This is a genomic window from Qipengyuania algicida (assembly GCF_009828025.1).
GTDB lineage: Bacteria > Pseudomonadota > Alphaproteobacteria > Sphingomonadales > Sphingomonadaceae > Qipengyuania > Qipengyuania algicida.
Map to the genome: position 1 here is coordinate 62,344 of NZ_WTYA01000008.1, position 17,065 is coordinate 79,408.

Below are 17,065 nucleotides of genomic sequence, written 5' to 3' on the forward strand. Positions count from 1 at the left end.
GGCTACACAACTCGATATCGAAACCGATTTTACCCGCCTTCCGGAAATGCCGGAGGACGTGTTCACCGCGCCCTTGAAAAAGCCCGCCCATGTGGGTGAGGACTGGCTCGAACCGAAGCAGACCGACTATGGCGCCGAAGACGATGCGATCTGGAACGATCTGTTCGCGCGCCAGATGGAGGTGCTGCCCGGCCGCGCCGCGTCGAGCTTCATGGCCGGCTTGCAGAAGCTCAACCTCAATCGCGGGGGCGTGCCTGAATTCGGCAAACTGTCGGAAGACCTGTCGGCGCTGACCGGGTGGAGCGTAGTCCCGGTGCCGATGCTGATCCCCGATCACGTGTTCTTCTGGCACTTGGCCAACCGGCGTTTTCCGGCGGGCAATTTCATCCGCACGCGGGAAACCTTTGACTACATCCAGGAACCCGACGTGTTCCACGATGTGTTCGGCCATGTGCCGATGCTGACCGATCCGGTCTATGCCGATTACATGCAGGAATATGGCCGCGCCGGGTGGAAGGCGATGCGCTACAACCGGCTGAAGGCGTTGGGCGCGCTCTACTGGTATACGGTCGAATTCGGGCTGATCCAGGAGGCGGGCGGGATCAAGGCCTATGGTGCCGGCATCCTGTCAGGCCCGACCGAGATCGTCTTCGCGACCGAAGCGAAGAGCCCCAACCGCATCATGCTCAACGTCGACCGGGTGATGCGCACCGATTACGTGATCAGCGATCTGCAGCCGACGTATTTCGTGATTCAGAGTTTCGAGGATCTCTATCACCAGACGGTCGAGCGCAATTTCGACCGGCTCTACCCCAGCCTCTCGCCATCCTTCACCTATGCCAACAGCGCGGTGATCGATGTCGACGATGTGCTTCACCGGGGCACGCAGGAATATCTCCTGCGCGGTGGGCGCGGGAGCGGCGCGAAGCCGGTCTGAAGCCGCACCACCTATGCAACGGGAAAGGCGGCCCCGGATCGTTCCGGAGCCGCCTTTCCTTTACTGCTCGGCAGTGTGAAGCGCGATCAATGCCCGTTGGCGTTGTCCGCTGCTTCACCCTGCTTTTCCATCGCATCGGCCTTGTCTTCGGCCTTCTTGGTCATCGCGTCGGCCTGATCGTCGGTGATCTTGCCTTGCGCTTCCATTGTTTCGGCCTTGTCGTTCACGGCTTCAGCGTGCTGTTCGCCCGCGTCTTCCATCGCGTTTTCCTTGGGCCCGTCACAAGCGGCTACGCCAAGGCTGAGGCCTGTCGCGCACAATGCCAGCATGAATTTCTTGGTCGTGTTCATCAATTTTCCCCTTCTAGTAAAACCGTTATCAGGCACGCCTCGCGCCCCTGAAATTGTTGTCAGGACCGGTGTTCGGCTGAGCTGGTTATGAGATCGCTAGCGAGATTGACGATTATGATCGCCAGTGCTGCGCCGAGGCATCCCCAGATCAATTCGATCGCACTGGCCCCGTAAGGCAGCAAGTCCGGTCCGGCTCTGGTTGCGGCAAAAAGCGCTCCGGCAATTCCGGCGAAAACGTTGATCGTGCCACCGAACACATCGTCACGGCCGAGCAGGAAGGCTCCAAGCCAACCCAGTATCGCGCCGATGATAATGACCAGTGCCAGTCCCATGCTCTCTCCACACGCGCTATCGCGCCGCAAGAGAGACAAGTGTTGTCCCGGCAATATGTTCCCCGAAGTTTACCTCTGCGCTCAGCGCAACGTCAGCCAGACCACTGCTGCTGTACCGATCACGATTCGGTACCAGGCGAAGGGGGAGAACCCGTGGCGACTGATATACGTCACGAATGCCCGGATGACCGCCAGCGCGACCACGAAGGCCACGACGAAGCCGATGCCGATCAGGCCCCAGCCAACCGTCAGGCTGCCGCTGGCAAGCTCGGTGCGGTGGTCCCACATTTGCAGCACGGTGGCGCCGATCATCGTCGGGATGGCGAGGAAAAAGCTGAACTCCGCCGCCGCACGCCGTTCGACCCCCATTGCCAAGGCGCCCATGATCGTCGCGCCTGAGCGGCTGACACCGGGAATCATCGCAAGGCACTGGATTACCCCGATGCCGAAGGCGGTCCGCACCGGAATTTGCCCGATACCCGTGGGTGGGCCCGGCTTGGCGTATTTCTCGATCACGAGGATCGCGACCCCGCCCAGCACCAGCGCGAACCCGACCGGATAGGGACTTTCGAGCAATGCATCGATCTGGCTCTTGAGCAGCACGCCGAGCACGGCGGCAGGAATGAAGGCGACCAGAATGTTTAGGACGAACCGCAGGCTGGTCGGATCGCGGCTGAACAGTCCAGTCACCACCGCCCAGATCGTGCGCCAGTACAGCACCACCACCGCCAGGATCGCGCCCAGCTGGATAACGATGTTGAACACCTCCCAAGTCTTGGCGTCATAGCCGAACAGTTCGCTGGCCAGGATCAGGTGCCCGGTCGAGGAAACGGGAAGGAATTCGGTGACCCCCTCGACAATGCCGAGCAGGATGGCGGTGAGCGTCAGGTCCATTGCGCCCCCTTGGCGCATGGGTCATCCAAGTCAAGCCACCAGCCGTCATCCCGTCGCAAAAGGCGCGCGGTTGCAGGCGGTTTAGCCGGGCGCCAGCCCGAATTGCAGCGACGCCAGGCGTGCATAGAGCCCGCTGCCTGCCGACAGCTGCTGATGCGTGCCCTGTTCGACGATCATCCCGTCATCCATTACCACGATCCGGTCTGCCGACCGCACCGTCGCCAGCCGGTGTGCAATGACCAGCGTGGTACGATTTTCCATAAGCCGCTCAAGTGCCTCCTGCACCAGCCGCTCGCCTTCGGCATCGAGCGCGCTGGTGGCCTCGTCCAGCAGCAGGATCGGCTTGTCGCGCAGCAAGGCGCGGGCGATAGCGATGCGCTGCTGCTGACCGCCCGAAAGCCGCGTTCCGTCCTCGCCGAGGAAGGTATCGAGCCCTTGCGGCAGCGCTTTCAGGAAATCGGCGGCATTGGCTGCACGCGCCGCCTCCCAGATCTCCTCGTCGCTCGCATCCCATTGGCCATAGCGCAGATTGTCGCGCGCATTGGCGCTGAACAGCACCCCTTCCTGAGGGACGAAGGCAAAGCGGTCGCGAATATCGGCCGGGTCTGCACCGGTCAGCGGTACGCCATCGAGACGGATACTGCCCGCCTGTGGATCATAGAAACGCTCGGCAAGCTGGAAGATGGTCGATTTGCCAGCTCCAGAAGGTCCGACGATGGCAACCGTTTCGCCCGGCTGCACCTCAAGGCTGAAATCACGCAGCGCTGCGGCTTCGGGGCGAGTGGGATAGCGGAAGGTGACGTTGCGGAACGACAGGCTGCCCCGCGCGGGGACCGGCAGCGCCTGCGGCCGTTCGGGGGCCGCAATTCCGGGGCGTTCGTCGAGCAGCTCGGCCAGCCTCGTCGATGCACCGGCAGCACGCAGCAAGTCGCCGAACACCTCGGTCAGGGCGCCCAGCGATCCGGCTGCGATCAGACCGGCAAAGACAAAGGCGCCGATGGTACCGCCGGTAATCAGGCCTTCGGACACCATCACCGCCCCGCGCCACAGCAAAGCGGTAATCGATCCGAAGATCGCAGTCATCAAAATGGTGGTAAGCACGGCGCGGATAACAATGCGGGTCTTGGCCACGGCAAAGGTCCGTTCCACCGCATCGCCGAAGCGCGCGGCTTCGCGCTCCTGCTGGTTGAAGGCCTGGACGATCTTCATCGCCGAAAGCACTTCGGTGGTCATCGCGCCAACGTCGGCGATACGATCCTGACTCGTGCGACTGATCGTCTTGATCCGCCGCCCGAACACAGCGATCGGCACGATCACCAGCGGCAGGGCGACCAACAACCAGATTGCGAGTTCGGGTGCGAGCCAGAACAGATAGCCAATGCTGAGAACGGCCATGATCACGTTGCGCAAGGCAATCGAGATGGTGCTGCCCACGACCTGGTCGATAATCGCGGTATCCGCCGTCATCCGCGAGGCAATCTCCTTGGGGCTGTTTTCCTCAAAGAATGCCGGCGACAGGCGCAAGAGGTTGCGCTGAACGCCCCGGCGGATATCGGCAACGATGCGTTCGCCGAGCCAGCTGACGAAATAGAAACGCGTGCCCGTCCCGATGGCCAGCACCGCGACGAGCAGCAGCAGATAGCGGAACCAGCGGCCGATATCCTCGGCCCCGCTACCGGCGGCGCCAAATCCACGATCGATGATCAAACGTAGCGCGGAAGGCAAAGCCAGCGAGGTGATGACCGCGGTCAGCAGCAGCGCGATGGCGGCTATCGTCAGTTGCAGCGGATACGCACGCGCCGCGTCAAAGATCATTCCCAGAGGTTTGAGCGAGCGCGACTTGGGCGGTTCTCCGGGAATTTTCCCGCGACGGCGGCGACCGCGCGGCTCCTCGGAGGCGTTTTCTTGGCCTTCCATGGGCAACCGCCTAGTCCGCTTATCCGTGAAAATCCACAATCGCGTTAGCCAGATTTATGCATTGTGCGTTGCACAAGGGGCAAGAAAGGCCCACCTTGGAGCTATACATCACTCCGGAACCGGGGTCGCAGCAAGGGAATTTTCGTGCTTTATCAATTCCATGAATTGCAGAAAAGCTGGCTGAGCGGGGCCAGCGCCCTGGCATCGATCGGCGCCGAAATGTTTACGAACCCGGCCTTGCCGATGGGTTATACCGGGATTGGCCCGGTCGCCGCCAGTGCATTGGAAGTGTTCGCCCATGCCACCGCGCCGCGCGGCAAGCCCGAATTCGGCATCGATAACGTCACTGTCGGCGCTACGCAGCAGCCGGTGACCGAAGCCGTTGTCCTCAACAAGCCGTTCGGCGATCTGCGCCGCTTCAGCCATCCCGGCCTTGCCGACGATGCGCCGCGCCTTCTGATCGTCGCACCGATGAGCGGGCATTACGCAACGCTGCTGCGCGGAACGGTCGAACGGATGCTGGAAAACAGCGTCGTCTATATCACCGACTGGGCCGATGCGAAGCGCGTGCCCTTGTCGGAAGGGCGCTTCGACCTCGACGACTACATCGATTACGTGATCGACTTCCTCGACCATATTCATGGCGAGGCCGATGGTGCCGGGGTCCACGCGATGGCGGTGTGCCAGCCTTCGGTCCCGGTGTTCGCCGCGACCGCGATCATGAACGCCAACAACCACCCCGCCGCGCCCAAGACGCTGACGATGATGGGCGGCCCGATCGACACGCGCAAATCGCCGACCTCGGTCAACGATCTGGCAATGGATCGGCCGATCGAATGGTTTCGCCAGTCGGTTATCGCGACCGTGCCGGTGCAATATCACGGTGCCGGGCGAAAGGTGTATCCCGGTTTCCTCCAGCTCGCCGGGTTCATGAGCATGAATCTGGGCAACCATTTGATGAGCCATTACGAGATGTTCAAACATCTCACCGTCGGCGAGCAGGAAGAGGCGCAGGCGACCAAGGATTTCTATGAGGAGTATCGTTCGGTCTGCGACATGACCGCCGAATTCTATCTCCAGACGGTGGAAGAGGTGTTTCAGAAGCATTCGTTGCCCAGCGGCACGCTCACCCATCGGGGCGAGAAGGTCGATCTGGGCACGGTTACCAGCACCGCGCTGCTGGCGGTCGAGGGCGAACGCGACGACATCTCCGGCATCGGCCAGACCAGGGCTGCGCTCGAACTGACGCCCAACCTGCCCGAGAAGAAGAAGCGCTATTACCTCGTCGAAGGCGCAGGCCATTACGGCATTTTCAACGGCAGCCGCTGGCGCACGAAGATCGCCCCGGTGGTCGAGGAATTCATGGCCGCGCACGGCTGACCCCCGCGTCGGCGGCGGTGTCAGGGAATTCGCGCGAAATCGGAACGGACAGGTGGCAGCACGGGTTTGGAAACCATACCCTGACTGGAGTTCCTGTCCCGATGATTACGACACATAATCCCGCAACCGGCGAGACGCTGGCCGAATACGCCGAACTGACCGCCGACGAGATCGAACAGCGCCTCGCCAAGGCTGCCCAAGCTTTCGCCGAGTGGCGCAATTCTTCGATCGACGAACGCACCGGCCTGCTCGAAAAACTGGCCGAAACCTATGGGGCAAACGAAGAGAAGCTCGCAGAAATGGCCGCGCGCGAAATGGGCAAGACCATTGCCTCCTCCCGCGCGGAAGTGAGCAAATGCGCCAGCCTGTTCCGCCATCTCGCACAGGAAGGCCCGGCCATGCTGGAGCCGGAATTGTGGGCGCTGGGCGAGGGCAAGAGCGCTGAAGGGCGCTGGCTGCCGCATGGCCCGGTGCTCGCGGTGATGCCGTGGAATTTCCCCTATTGGCAGGTCGTGCGCTTTCTCGCGCCCGCTATCCTGGCCGGGAATGTCGGCCTGCTGAAACACGCCAGCATCGTTCAGGGCACCGCCGCGCTGATGGAAGAAATGATGATCGAGGCCGGCGCACCTGCGGGTCTGTTCCAGAACCTGTGCATCCGATCGGGCGCGGTCAATGCGATCATCGACGATGACCGTGTGGTCGCCGTCACGCTGACCGGCAGCGAAGGCGCGGGCAAGGCCGTGGCGCAGCGCGCGGGGATGAACCTGAAAAAGGTCGTCCTCGAACTCGGCGGGTCGGACCCCTTCGTCGTGATGCCCAGCGCCGATATGGACAAGGCGGTCGAGCAGGCGGTCACCGCGCGCATCCAGAACACCGGCCAGTCCTGCATCTGCGGCAAGCGGATGATCGTCCATACGGATGTCTATGACGATTTCCTGGACCGCTATTCAACCGCGATGCAAGCCGTGGTCGCAGGCGATCCCTTCGATGATGCAACCGATATGGGCCCGCTCTCCAGCATGGAGCAACGCGACACCGTGCTGAGCCAGCTGGCGAAGGCACAGGACGAAGGCGCCAAGCTGATGGGCGGCGACGTGCCCGATGGACCGGGGGCCTATATCACCGCCGGAATCCTGACCGAGGTGCCACTCGACAGCGAAACCGCGCAGGAGGAAATCTTCGGCCCGATCGCGCAGGTTTATCGCGCGGCGGACATCGACGAGGCGATCGCCATCGCCAATGCGATCCCCTTTGGCCTTGGCTCATCGGTGTGGACCAATGACAAGGGCGAGGAGGAACGCTTCATCCGCGATATCGAGGCCGGAATGACGGCGATCAACCAGTTCCTCGCCAGCGCGCCAGAGGCACCGTTCGGCGGGATCAAGAAATCGGGCCACGGGCGCGAGCTGTCGCACCACGGCCTGCACGAATTCATGAATTTGAAGACGGTGATGCGCCCCGCCTGAGTAGGCTGCCGGTCAAACGCCCGAACAACGCAAAAGGGGCGCGCATCCCGATCGATGCGCGCCCCTTTCCTATGGGGCCAATGCCGTTTGGAAAAATCAGAAGATTTCGAACAATCCGGCTGCGCCCATGCCGCCGCCGACACACATGGTGACGACGCCGTATTTCGCCCCGCGACGCTTGCCTTCGAGCAGCACATGACCGGTGCAGCGCGCGCCCGTCATGCCATAGGGGTGGCCGATCGAAATCGAGCCGCCGTTGACGTTGAGCAAACCGCCCGGAATTCCCAGCTTGTCGCGGCAGTAGATCACCTGCACGGCGAAAGCCTCGTTCAGCTCCCAGATGCCGATATCGTCGACCTTCAGCCCGAACCGCTTGAGCAGCTTGGGGATGGCGAAGACCGGGCCGATGCCCATTTCGTCAGGCTCTGTGCCCGCCACAGCCATGCCGACATAGCGGCCCAGCGGTTGCAGCCCGCGCTGTTCGGCGACCTTGGCTTCCATCAGCACACTGGCCGATGAACCGTCGGACAACTGGCTGGCGTTGCCCGCGGTGATGGTGGTGGGATCGCCCATCACCGGCTTCAGGCTGGCAAGTCCTTCGAGCGTGGTCGAGGGGCGGTTGCCTTCATCCTTGGCAATGGTGATTTCGACGTCGGAAATCTCGCCGGTTTCCTTGTCCTGCACCTTGTGCGTGGTGGTCACGGGTACGATTTCGTCGTCGAACAACCCGGCTTCCTGCGCCGCGGCGGTGCGCTGCTGGCTCGAAAGCGCGTATTCGTCCTGCGCTTCGCGGCTGATGCCGTAACGCTGGGCGACCGTTTCGGCGGTCTGCAGCATCGGCATGTAGATTGCGCCATGCATCGCGATCAGCTCAGGATCGGGCATCACGCGCATTTCCTTGGTCTGCACGAGGCTGATCGATTCCTGCCCGCCGGCAGCGACGATATCCATCCGGTCGGTGATGATCTGCTTGGCCGCGGTGGCGATGCTCATCAGACCCGACGAACACTGGCGGTCCAAGGTCATGCCGCTGGTGCCGATCGGGCATCCCGCACGCAGCGCGACCTGGCGGGCGAGGTTGCCCGCCTGCGTGCCTTGCTGGAGCGCGCTGCCCCACAGCACGTCATCGACCTCGCCGGGTTCGATCCCGGCGCGCTCCATCGCGGGCTTGAGGGAATAGGAGCCGAGCGTCGGCCCCTTGGTGTCGTTGAACCCGCCCTTGTAAGCGCGACCGATGGCGGTGCGGGCGGTTGAGACGATGACTGCATCGCGAGACATGGGTAATTCCTTGATTGGTTGGTTGGTCCGGTCCCTTGGGGAGGAGTGCCGGTCAGACGAAGAACTGCATGATCCATTCAGTGATCAAGGCGGGTTTGTCCTCGCCCTCGATCTCGATCGTGATCTCATGCGTCTGCTGCCACTGGCCGGGCCGTTTCTCGACCAGCTCGAGCAGTTTCCAGTGCCCGCGAATGCGCTTGCCGGACTTCACCGGCGCGATAAACCGCGTCTTGTTGCCGCCGTAGTTGACGCCCATCTTGACGCCATCGACTTTCGGCAGGTCCGAATTGGCCGACAGATAGGGGATCATCGACAGCGTGAGGAAACCATGCGCGATGGTGCCGCCGAAAGGCGTCATCTTGGCCTTTGCCTCGTCGATATGGATGAACTGGTGATCGCCGGTCGCATCGGCGAACATGTTGATGCGGTCCTGGCTCATCTCGACCCATTCGCTGGTGCCGAGATGTTCGCCGACTTTGGCTTCGAGTTCCTGTGGGGTCATGGGCTCTCTCCTCAGATGAATATAGGCGTTCCGCGAGTCATCAATCGGGCGCGCCTGTGTGGCGAAGTCATGGCGCATGGACCGGCAGTGCGCAACCGCGGCTAACGTGCCGCTACGGCATTGCCTGCAAACGCAGTAGCCAGGGATTGTCTGCACTGGGCAAACGCCCGCGAATCGGCGGGAAAACGCGCAATTGTGTTGCGCATGTCGGCAATCGCGAGATAACCTGTGGCGCATGACGCGCAAGCGATCCATCCTCGAACATCCGGCTCTGCCCTATTGGGGTGCGCTGTGGCTCGCCGCGCTGGTCGGGCTCGGGGTTATGGTGTTGCCCGACTGGGTCATCGGCCGGGCAGTGGTTGTGAGCAGGATCGACGCCGTGTTCCCCGACCTCCTCCCACCGCTCGACCTTGCGCGCCATATCGCGATCAGCCTTGCCGCAGCGGTTGTGGTCGGACTGGTCGGGCTGATGCTGTTCCTGCTCGTCTCGCGAGCGCTGCGTCGGCGTCACATGCATGATTGGAACGAGCTGGCCAGTGAGCTTGACAGTGCACCCGAAGAACTGGCCGAACGTATGCCGCGGCCTCTGCGCGTAAGGGAGGAGCTCGACGAAGGTTTCGACGCCGAGGATGACACGGCCACCTATGTCGAGGAGGCGCAGTTCGAAGCCTGCCCACCCGATAGCGATGTTTCGATCCGATCCGGGGACGACACAGCTGAACGATGGGAAGAAGCCGAACTCGCCGAACTGGTCGAACGGTTCGACCGCGCCCTCGACGCCTTCCAGCGGGACCGGATCGTTCAGGCTGATCAAGCACCTTCGCCAGCGAACATTCCGGTCGAAGCGGAAGCGCCAGAGCCGATCGAGGACGTTACAAGCGATTATTCGACGGAACGCACCGAATTGCGCGCCGCGCTAGATCATCTCGCGCGCGCACGCAGGGACTAACAAAAGGGCGCTCATCGACGCGACAGGATATTGCATGGCTAACGCCATGTGAGAAATTTCTTGTCGCCTTTCGCTGTTGCAAAAATTCTTTCGTATTGCCATGCTTGTGGCTTACGACAGGATGATTGTGCCGCTTGCGGCATCTAAGCCGCTGTCGGGTTTCGGATCGCCTTGCGCGTTGCGATGGCCCGGCCCCCGCGAGGATTGAGGATCGCTATGAGTATGACGGGTACGCCCGCCCCCTTGGGTCTGTATGACCCCAGAAACGAGCACGATGCCTGCGGTGTAGGCATGGTGGCGCACATCAAGGGCATCAAAAGCCACGATATCGTGACGCGCGCACTCGAGATTCTGGGCAATCTCGACCATCGTGGCGCCGTGGGTGCCGATCCGCTGCTGGGCGATGGCGCGGGTATCCTGTTGCAGATTCCCGATCCGCTGCTGCGCCGCTGGGCCGAGGCGGAGGGCGTCACCCTACCTCCACCGGGCGAATATGCCGTGGCGCAATGCTTCATGCCGCAGGACGAAGCCGCACGCACCTTCGCCGCCGAACAGCTTGAGAAATTCGCCATCAAGGAAGGCCAGCGCGTGCTTGGCTGGCGCGATGTGCCCACGACGCTGGACGGACTGGGCGATGCGGTGATCGCGTCGATGCCGGTGATGCGCCAGTGCATCATCGCAAGGGGCGAAGGCTGCCCCGATCAGGACGCGTTCGAGCGCAAGCTGGTGGTGATCCGCAAGCAGACGCTCAACCCGCTGAAGAAGTTGGCCGCCAAGCACGATCTGCCGCGTCTGGCGGACACCTATATCCCGAGCTTTTCCAGCCGCACGATCGTCTACAAGGGCCTGCTGCTGGCCAATCAGGTCGGCAGTTTCTACGACGATCTGCGCGATCCCGAATGCGTCAGCGCGATGGGGCTGGTGCACCAGCGTTTCTCAACCAACACTTTCCCCAGCTGGCGGCTCGCCCACCCCTATCGCTTCACTGCGCATAATGGTGAAATCAACACGGTGCGCGGCAACGTCAACTGGATGAACGCCCGCCGCCGCACGATGGAATCGGAGCTGCTCGGCGTCGATCTCGACAAGATGTGGCCGCTGATCCCGCACGGGCAATCCGACACCGCCTGTCTCGACAACGCGCTCGAGCTGCTGCTGGCGGGCGGATACAGCCTCGCCCATGCGATGATGATGCTGATGCCCGAAGCATGGTCGGGCAATCCGCTGATGGACCCCGCGCGACGCGCATTCTACGAATATCACGCCGCATTGATGGAACCGTGGGACGGGCCTGCGGCGGTATGCTTCACCGACGGGCGCCAGATCGGCGCGACGCTCGATCGCAACGGCCTGCGCCCGGCACGCTATTGCGTCACCAAAGACGATCTCGTCGTGCTGGCCAGCGAAAGCGGCGTGCTGCCGATCGCGGAGGAAGACATCCTGCGCAAATGGCGGCTCCAACCGGGGCGGATGCTGCTGATCGACCTCGAGCAGGGTCGCATCATCGAGGATGACGAGCTGAAGGCAGAGCTGGCCGACGCCCACCCCTACGAGGAATGGCTGTCCAAAGCGCAATACAAGCTCAAGGATCTCGACCATATCGAGCCCGAGCTGTCCGAACTGCCGCAGGAGGCCACCAGCCTGCTCGAACGCCAGCAGGCGTTTGGCTATACGCAGGAAGATTTGTCGCGCTTCCTTGAACCGATGGCGCGCGCGGGCGATGATCCGCTCGGCTCGATGGGCACCGATACGCCGATTGCCGTGCTCTCCAGTCGCCCACGGCTGCTCTATGATTATTTCAAGCAGAACTTCGCGCAGGTAACCAATCCGCCGATCGACCCGATCCGCGAACAATTGGTGATGAGCCTGCTGTCGATGATCGGCCCGCGCCCCAACCTGCTCGGGCGCGATGCGGGCACGCACAAGCGGCTCGAGGTCGCCCAGCCGATCCTCACCAATGAAGACCTGGCAAAGATCCGCTCGGTCGAAGTCGCGCTCGACGGGGCGTTCAAGACCGCGACCATCGATATCACCTGGGATGCCAGCACCGGCGCCGAAGGCCTGGCGATGGCACTCAAGGAAATGTGCTGGGCCGCGACCGAGGCGGTGCTGGCCGATGCCAACATCCTGATCCTCTCCGACCGGGCGCAGGGGCCGGACCGCATCCCAATGCCCGCGCTGCTGGCAACCGCTGCCGTCCATCACCAGTTGGTGCGACAGGGCCTGCGGATGCAGTCAGGCCTTGTGGTCGAGACAGGCGAGGCGCGCGAGGTGCACCATTTCTGTGCGCTGGCGGGCTATGGCGCGGAAGCGATCAACCCTTACGTCGCGCTCGAAACGCTCGAGGATATTCGCGCGCGCAAATTGCCCGCGCTCGATCCCGAGACCGTGCGCAGCAATTACCTCAAGGGCGTCGGCAAGGGCATCCTCAAGGTCATGTCCAAGATGGGCATCTCGACCTATCAATCCTATTGCGGCGCGCAGATCTTCGACGCGGTCGGCCTGTCGAGCGAGTTCATCGAAGCCTATTTCACCGGCACCGCCACCACCATCGAAGGCGTCGGCCTGATCGAGGTCGCCGAAGAAGCGGTGCGCCGCCATGCGCATGCCTATGGCGACAGCCCGCTCTATGAAGGGATGCTCGATGTCGGCGGGATCTACCAGTTCCGCCTGCGCGGCGAGGACCACGCATGGACGCCCGAGACCATCGCCAACCTGCAGCACGCGGTGCGCGGGGGTCGGCACGAAAGCTACGAAGCCTTCTCGCTGGCGATCAACCAGCAGGCCGAGCGCCTGCTGACCATTCGCGGACTGATGGAGCTGAAACCGGCGGCCAAGCCGGTGCCGCTGGACGAGGTTGAACCGGCGAGCGAAATCGTCAAGCGGTTCAGCACCGGGGCGATGAGCTTTGGTTCGATCTCCAGGGAGGCGCACACCACGCTGGCGCTGGCGATGAACCGCATCGGCGGGCGTTCGAATACCGGCGAGGGGGGCGAGGAGCCCGATCGCTTCAAGCCGCTCGACAATGGCGACACCATGCGCAGCCGGATCAAGCAGGTCGCCAGCGGCCGCTTCGGCGTGACCACCGAATATCTCGTCAATTCGGACGATATCCAGATCAAGATGGCGCAGGGCGCCAAGCCCGGCGAAGGCGGCCAGTTGCCCGGCCACAAGGTCGACAAGGCGATTGCCGCAGTGCGCCACTCCACGCCGGGCGTGGGCCTGATCAGCCCGCCACCGCACCATGACATCTATTCGATCGAAGATCTCGCGCAGCTGATCCACGACCTCAAGAACGTCCAGCCTGCGGCGCGCATTTCGGTCAAGCTGGTGAGCGAGGTCGGCGTCGGCACGGTCGCGGCGGGCGTCTCCAAGTGCAAGGCCGACCACATCACCATTTCGGGCTATGAAGGCGGCACCGGGGCGAGCCCGCTGACCAGCCTGACGCACGCGGGCAGCCCATGGGAAATCGGCCTTGCCGAAACGCAGCAGACCCTGCTGCTCAACGATTTGCGCAGCCGCGTTGCGGTGCAGGTCGATGGCGGCCTCAGAACCGGGCGCGACGTTGCTATCGGCGCGCTGCTGGGGGCGGACGAATTCGGCTTTGCCACCGCCCCGCTGATCGCCGCGGGCTGCATCATGATGCGCAAATGCCATCTCAACACCTGCCCGGTCGGCGTGGCGACGCAGGACCCGGTGCTGCGCAAGCGCTTCACCGGTACGCCCGAGCACGTCATCAACTATTTCTTCTTCGTGGCGGAAGAGCTGCGGCTGATCATGGCCGAAATGGGCTTCCGCACGATCGAAGAGATGGTCGGTCGGGTCGACCGGCTCGAAATGGGCCGCGTGCATCGCCACTGGAAGGCGCATGGCGTCGATCTGTCGCGCATCCTCCAGCAGGTGCCGCTGGCCGAGGGGACACCGCTGCGCCATACGATGGAGCAGGATCACGGGCTGGGCGCGGCGCTCGACAACGAACTGATCGCCGCCTCGCGCGCAGCCATCGACAGCCGCGAGCCGGTGGTGCTCGAACGCACCATCCGCAACGTCAACCGCAGCGTCGGCGCGATGCTGTCGGGCCGCATTGCCGAGGCGCATGGCTTTGCCGGCCTGCCGCCCGAAACGCTGCGCATCGCCTTTACCGGGGTCGCCGGACAAAGCTTTGGCGCTTGGCTCGCCCATGGCGTCAGCATCGAACTGACCGGCGATGCCAACGATTATGTCGGCAAGGGGCTGTCGGGTGGCCGGATCGTGGTCCGCCCCCCGGACAATGCCCCGCGCAATGCGGGTGAGAACATCATCGTCGGCAACACTGTCCTCTATGGCGCGGTTGCGGGCGAGGCCTATTTCGCCGGTGTCGCGGGCGAACGTTTCGCGGTGCGCAATTCGGGTGCTGTCGCGGTGGTCGAGGGTACGGGCGATCATGCCTGTGAATATATGACCGGCGGGGTGGTCTGCGTGCTCGGGCCGACAGGACGCAACTTTGCCGCCGGGATGAGCGGGGGCATCGCCTATGTCTATGATCCCGACGACCGCTTCGAACGGCTGTGCAACATGGCGCAGGTCGATGTGACTGCCGTCGAGACCGGACGCGACAGCGAGGACGGCACCGGCCGCCCGCAGCAGCGCACCCGCAACGTCACCGACATGGGGATGGGCGATCCGCTGTACCACGACGCCGAACGGCTGAAGGTACTGGTCGAACGCCACCAGCTCCACACCGGCTCGGCGCGCGCGGGCGAGCTGCTGGCCAATTGGGATGCGGCACTGGGCAAGTTCAAGAAAGTCATGCCGCGCGATTACGCCCGCGCGCTCAAAGCGCTGGAAACCGAACGCGAACAGGCGGCGATGGAGGCTGCGGAATAATGGGCAAGGAAACAGGCTTCCTCGAATACGACCGGCAGGTTCCCGGCAGCATCGATCCCGCCGAAAGGGTCAAGAACTACAAGGAGTTCATGGTCCCGCTGGCGCCCGAAGAGCTGACCCGGCAGGCGGCGCGCTGCATGAATTGCGGGATTCCGTTCTGCCACACCGGATGCCCGGTCAACAACATCATCCCGGACTGGAACCATCTGGTTTACGAGGATGATTGGAAGCGCGCGCTCGAAGTGCTGCACTCGACCAACAATTTCCCCGAATTCACTGGCCGTATCTGCCCCGCGCCATGCGAGGCGGCCTGCACGCTCAACATCGTCGACACGCCGGTAGCGATCAAGAGCATCGAATGCGCAATCGTCGACCGGGGCTGGGAAGAAGGCTGGATCAAGCCGCAGGTGCCCGAAACGCAGACCGGCAAATCGGTTGCAGTGATCGGCAGTGGTCCCGCTGGCCTCGCCTGCGCCCAGCAGCTTGCACGCGCCGGCCATGCCGTGACCGTGTTCGAGAAGTCCGACCGGGTCGGTGGGCTGCTGCGCTACGGCATTCCCGACTTCAAGATGGAAAAGCACCTGATCAACCGCCGCGCGGTGCAGATGGAGGCCGAAGGCGTCCAGTTCCGTACCAGCGCCGAAGTCGGCGTCGAGGTCAGCTTGCAGGCGTTGAAGGACAATTTCGACGCGGTTGTGCTGGCCGGTGGTGCGGAAAAGGCGCGTCAGCTCGACATTCCCGGGGCAGAGCTTCCCGGCGTGCGGCTGGCGATGGAGTTCCTGACCCAGCAGAACAAGCGCAACGCGGGCGACGACGAAGTGCGGGCCGCGCCACGCGGAAGCCTGACCGCGACCGGCAAGCATGTGATCGTGATCGGCGGCGGCGACACCGGATCGGACTGCGTGGGTACATCGAACCGGCAGGGCGCGGCCAGCGTCACCCAACTCGAAATCATGCCGCAGCCGCCCGAAAAGGAAGACAAGGCGGTAACCTGGCCCAACTGGCCGCTCAAGCTGCGCACATCCTCAAGCCATGAAGAGGGCGTGGAGCGCGACTGGGCCGTGCTGACCAAGCGCGTCGTGGCGACAGATGGCGTGGTCACGGGTTTGGAGTGCGTGCGGCTATCATGGGACAGCGGACGCATGACCGAAGTCGAGGGCAGCGAATTCACCCTGCCCGCCGATCTGATCCTGCTGGCGATGGGCTTTACCGGCCCCAAGCAGCGCGGCCTGCTCGACCGGGCGGAGGTCGAACTGGACGAGCGCGGCAATGTTGCTGCTGACACCATCAGCTACGCCACCAGCGAAGCGGGCGTGTTCGCCTGTGGGGATATGCGCCGGGGGCAGAGCCTGGTCGTCTGGGCCATCCGCGAAGGACGTCAGGCGGCACGCGCGGTTGACGAAGCATTGATGGGGGTCAGCGAGTTGCCACGTTGATCGCTCAGCCGGCCTGAACGGGCAACACGTTCCGGAGCTTGAGTGCCATCGCGTAACCGGTGAGGTTCATCAGCACATGCGCGATGATGAGCCACCACAAGCTGGCCGTCAGCGCAAATCCGATCCCGAATGTAAGGCCGATCAGGGCGGTACGAATGATACCCACGCGCCCCTGATAGGCGTGGGCGATACCGAAAAGTAAAGCCGACGCCACCGCCGCGCCCCACACGCTCAACATCGGTCCCAGCATCCAGAACACAAAGCCACGGAAAAACAACTCTTCCGCGATGCTGCCGATCAGTGCGACTTGCGGGAAGAGGACAAATTCGGCTCGCGTCTGCGGTGCCATGTGACTGTCGATCAAGCGGCGTTTGATGAGCGCTGCTTGCTCCGGTCCGGGCCGCAGCAAAAAGATTTGCCACGCCATTGCACCGAGCAACAGCGCATCGATCCCGAAGCCCAGCCATGCCCGGCTGTCGAAATCAGAGCCCAAGCCAAGACTTGCGAAGGACCGGCCCGTCGCCCCCCATGTGCAGAGCAGTGCGAGCGAGACCAGCAATCCGCGCCCTATGATCCAGCGATACCGAACCAGCACTTCTCGCCCGCCCGATCGCGCATCGACCAGTCTGCGGCCGGCCAACAGCGATGCAATTGGCATGGCTGCCAGCCCAAAAACGAGCAGCACCCAATCGGGCAGTGAACCATGCGACATCAAAGCGACTCCGGTCTAATGCTATTTATGAATGCGAATTCACATT

General features: G+C 63.1%; 13 protein-coding genes. 6 read left to right on the forward strand and 7 right to left on the reverse strand.

From position 1 onward, the window contains the following. Positions 1 to 46 precede the first annotated feature (46 nt). The gene (gene phhA / locus GRI58_RS10990; protein ID WP_160753761.1) at positions 47 to 937 is read left to right on the forward strand and encodes a phenylalanine 4-monooxygenase; all 891 of its coding nucleotides are present in this window, start codon (positions 47 to 49) and stop codon (positions 935 to 937) included. Between the two features lie 86 nt (positions 938 to 1,023). Here the strand turns inward: phhA and GRI58_RS10995 are convergent, their stop codons facing one another. The 4 genes from GRI58_RS10995 to GRI58_RS11010 form a co-directional block, all read right to left on the reverse strand. After that, positions 1,024 to 1,287, reverse strand: a complete 264-nt coding sequence (locus GRI58_RS10995; RefSeq protein ID WP_160753656.1) for a hypothetical protein — start codon at positions 1,285 to 1,287, stop codon at positions 1,024 to 1,026. A 59-nt stretch (positions 1,288 to 1,346) separates the two neighbouring features. Then, positions 1,347 to 1,619 carry a hypothetical protein gene (locus tag GRI58_RS11000; RefSeq protein ID WP_160753657.1) on the reverse strand — a complete coding sequence of 91 codons (273 nt, stop codon included), beginning with the start codon at positions 1,617 to 1,619 and terminating at the stop codon, positions 1,347 to 1,349. A gap of 81 nt (positions 1,620 to 1,700) precedes the next feature. After that, positions 1,701 to 2,513, reverse strand: coding sequence for an undecaprenyl-diphosphate phosphatase (locus tag GRI58_RS11005; protein ID WP_160753762.1), 813 nt, complete (start codon positions 2,511 to 2,513; stop codon positions 1,701 to 1,703). Between the two features lie 81 nt (positions 2,514 to 2,594). Then, positions 2,595 to 4,430, reverse strand: a complete 1,836-nt coding sequence (locus GRI58_RS11010; RefSeq protein ID WP_160753658.1) for an ABC transporter transmembrane domain-containing protein — start codon at positions 4,428 to 4,430, stop codon at positions 2,595 to 2,597. 144 nt (positions 4,431 to 4,574) lie between these two features. On the opposite strand from GRI58_RS11010, the gene GRI58_RS11015 reads away from it, so the two are divergent. Both GRI58_RS11015 and GRI58_RS11020 read left to right on the forward strand, forming a co-directional pair. Further along, complete coding sequence (locus GRI58_RS11015) at positions 4,575 to 5,810, forward strand: polyhydroxyalkanoate depolymerase (RefSeq protein ID WP_160753659.1); 1,236 nt, start codon at positions 4,575 to 4,577, stop codon at positions 5,808 to 5,810. A 101-nt stretch (positions 5,811 to 5,911) separates the two neighbouring features. Continuing rightward, positions 5,912 to 7,276, forward strand: coding sequence for an NAD-dependent succinate-semialdehyde dehydrogenase (locus GRI58_RS11020; RefSeq protein WP_160753660.1), 1,365 nt, complete (start codon positions 5,912 to 5,914; stop codon positions 7,274 to 7,276). A gap of 96 nt (positions 7,277 to 7,372) precedes the next feature. Here GRI58_RS11020 and GRI58_RS11025 read toward each other — a convergent pair whose 3' ends face one another. Both GRI58_RS11025 and GRI58_RS11030 read right to left on the reverse strand, forming a co-directional pair. Continuing rightward, complete coding sequence (locus GRI58_RS11025) at positions 7,373 to 8,554, reverse strand: acetyl-CoA C-acyltransferase (RefSeq protein WP_160753661.1); 1,182 nt, start codon at positions 8,552 to 8,554, stop codon at positions 7,373 to 7,375. 52 nt (positions 8,555 to 8,606) lie between these two features. After that, on the reverse strand, positions 8,607 to 9,056 hold the full coding sequence (locus GRI58_RS11030) for a MaoC family dehydratase (RefSeq protein WP_160753662.1): 450 nt from the start codon (positions 9,054 to 9,056) through the stop codon (positions 8,607 to 8,609). A gap of 235 nt (positions 9,057 to 9,291) precedes the next feature. On the opposite strand from GRI58_RS11030, the gene GRI58_RS11035 reads away from it, so the two are divergent. The 3 genes from GRI58_RS11035 (at position 9,292) to GRI58_RS11045 (ending at position 16,307) form a co-directional block, all read left to right on the forward strand. Further along, a complete protein-coding gene (locus GRI58_RS11035) occupies positions 9,292 to 10,005 on the forward strand; it encodes a hypothetical protein (RefSeq protein WP_160753663.1) in 714 nt (237 codons plus the stop codon). Between the two features lie 216 nt (positions 10,006 to 10,221). Further along, positions 10,222 to 14,871: a glutamate synthase large subunit gene (gene gltB, locus GRI58_RS11040; protein ID WP_419957041.1), complete on the forward strand. Its 4,650-nt coding sequence runs from the start codon at positions 10,222 to 10,224 to the stop codon at positions 14,869 to 14,871. Continuing rightward, positions 14,871 to 16,307, forward strand: a complete 1,437-nt coding sequence (locus GRI58_RS11045; protein ID WP_160753664.1) for a glutamate synthase subunit beta — start codon at positions 14,871 to 14,873, stop codon at positions 16,305 to 16,307. The genes gltB and GRI58_RS11045 overlap by 1 nt, the downstream gene beginning before the upstream one ends. 4 nt (positions 16,308 to 16,311) lie before the next feature. Here GRI58_RS11045 and GRI58_RS11050 read toward each other — a convergent pair whose 3' ends face one another. After that, complete coding sequence (locus GRI58_RS11050; RefSeq protein WP_160753665.1) at positions 16,312 to 17,019, reverse strand: CPBP family intramembrane glutamic endopeptidase; 708 nt, start codon at positions 17,017 to 17,019, stop codon at positions 16,312 to 16,314. Positions 17,020 to 17,065: the final 46 nt, after the last annotated feature.

What these genes read in the sequence shown, in the direction of transcription:
- phhA (WP_160753761.1), top strand. Translation starts at nt 47, where the DNA reads ATGCCGGAGGACGTGTTCACCGCGCCCTTGAAAAAGCCCGCCCATGTG.
- GRI58_RS10995 (WP_160753656.1), bottom strand. Translation starts at nt 1,287, where the DNA reads ATGAACACGACCAAGAAATTCATGCTGGCATTGTGCGCGACAGGCCTC.
- GRI58_RS11000 (WP_160753657.1), bottom strand. Translation starts at nt 1,619, where the DNA reads ATGGGACTGGCACTGGTCATTATCATCGGCGCGATACTGGGTTGGCTT.
- GRI58_RS11005 (WP_160753762.1), bottom strand. Translation starts at nt 2,513, where the DNA reads ATGGACCTGACGCTCACCGCCATCCTGCTCGGCATTGTCGAGGGGGTC.
- GRI58_RS11010 (WP_160753658.1), bottom strand. Translation starts at nt 4,430, where the DNA reads ATGGAAGGCCAAGAAAACGCCTCCGAGGAGCCGCGCGGTCGCCGCCGT.
- GRI58_RS11020 (WP_160753660.1), top strand. Translation starts at nt 5,912, where the DNA reads ATGATTACGACACATAATCCCGCAACCGGCGAGACGCTGGCCGAATAC.
- GRI58_RS11025 (WP_160753661.1), bottom strand. Translation starts at nt 8,554, where the DNA reads ATGTCTCGCGATGCAGTCATCGTCTCAACCGCCCGCACCGCCATCGGT.
- GRI58_RS11030 (WP_160753662.1), bottom strand. Translation starts at nt 9,056, where the DNA reads ATGACCCCACAGGAACTCGAAGCCAAAGTCGGCGAACATCTCGGCACC.
- GRI58_RS11035 (WP_160753663.1), top strand. Translation starts at nt 9,292, where the DNA reads ATGACGCGCAAGCGATCCATCCTCGAACATCCGGCTCTGCCCTATTGG.
- gltB (WP_419957041.1), top strand. Translation starts at nt 10,222, where the DNA reads ATGAGTATGACGGGTACGCCCGCCCCCTTGGGTCTGTATGACCCCAGA.
- GRI58_RS11045 (WP_160753664.1), top strand. Translation starts at nt 14,871, where the DNA reads ATGGGCAAGGAAACAGGCTTCCTCGAATACGACCGGCAGGTTCCCGGC.
- GRI58_RS11050 (WP_160753665.1), bottom strand. Translation starts at nt 17,019, where the DNA reads ATGTCGCATGGTTCACTGCCCGATTGGGTGCTGCTCGTTTTTGGGCTG.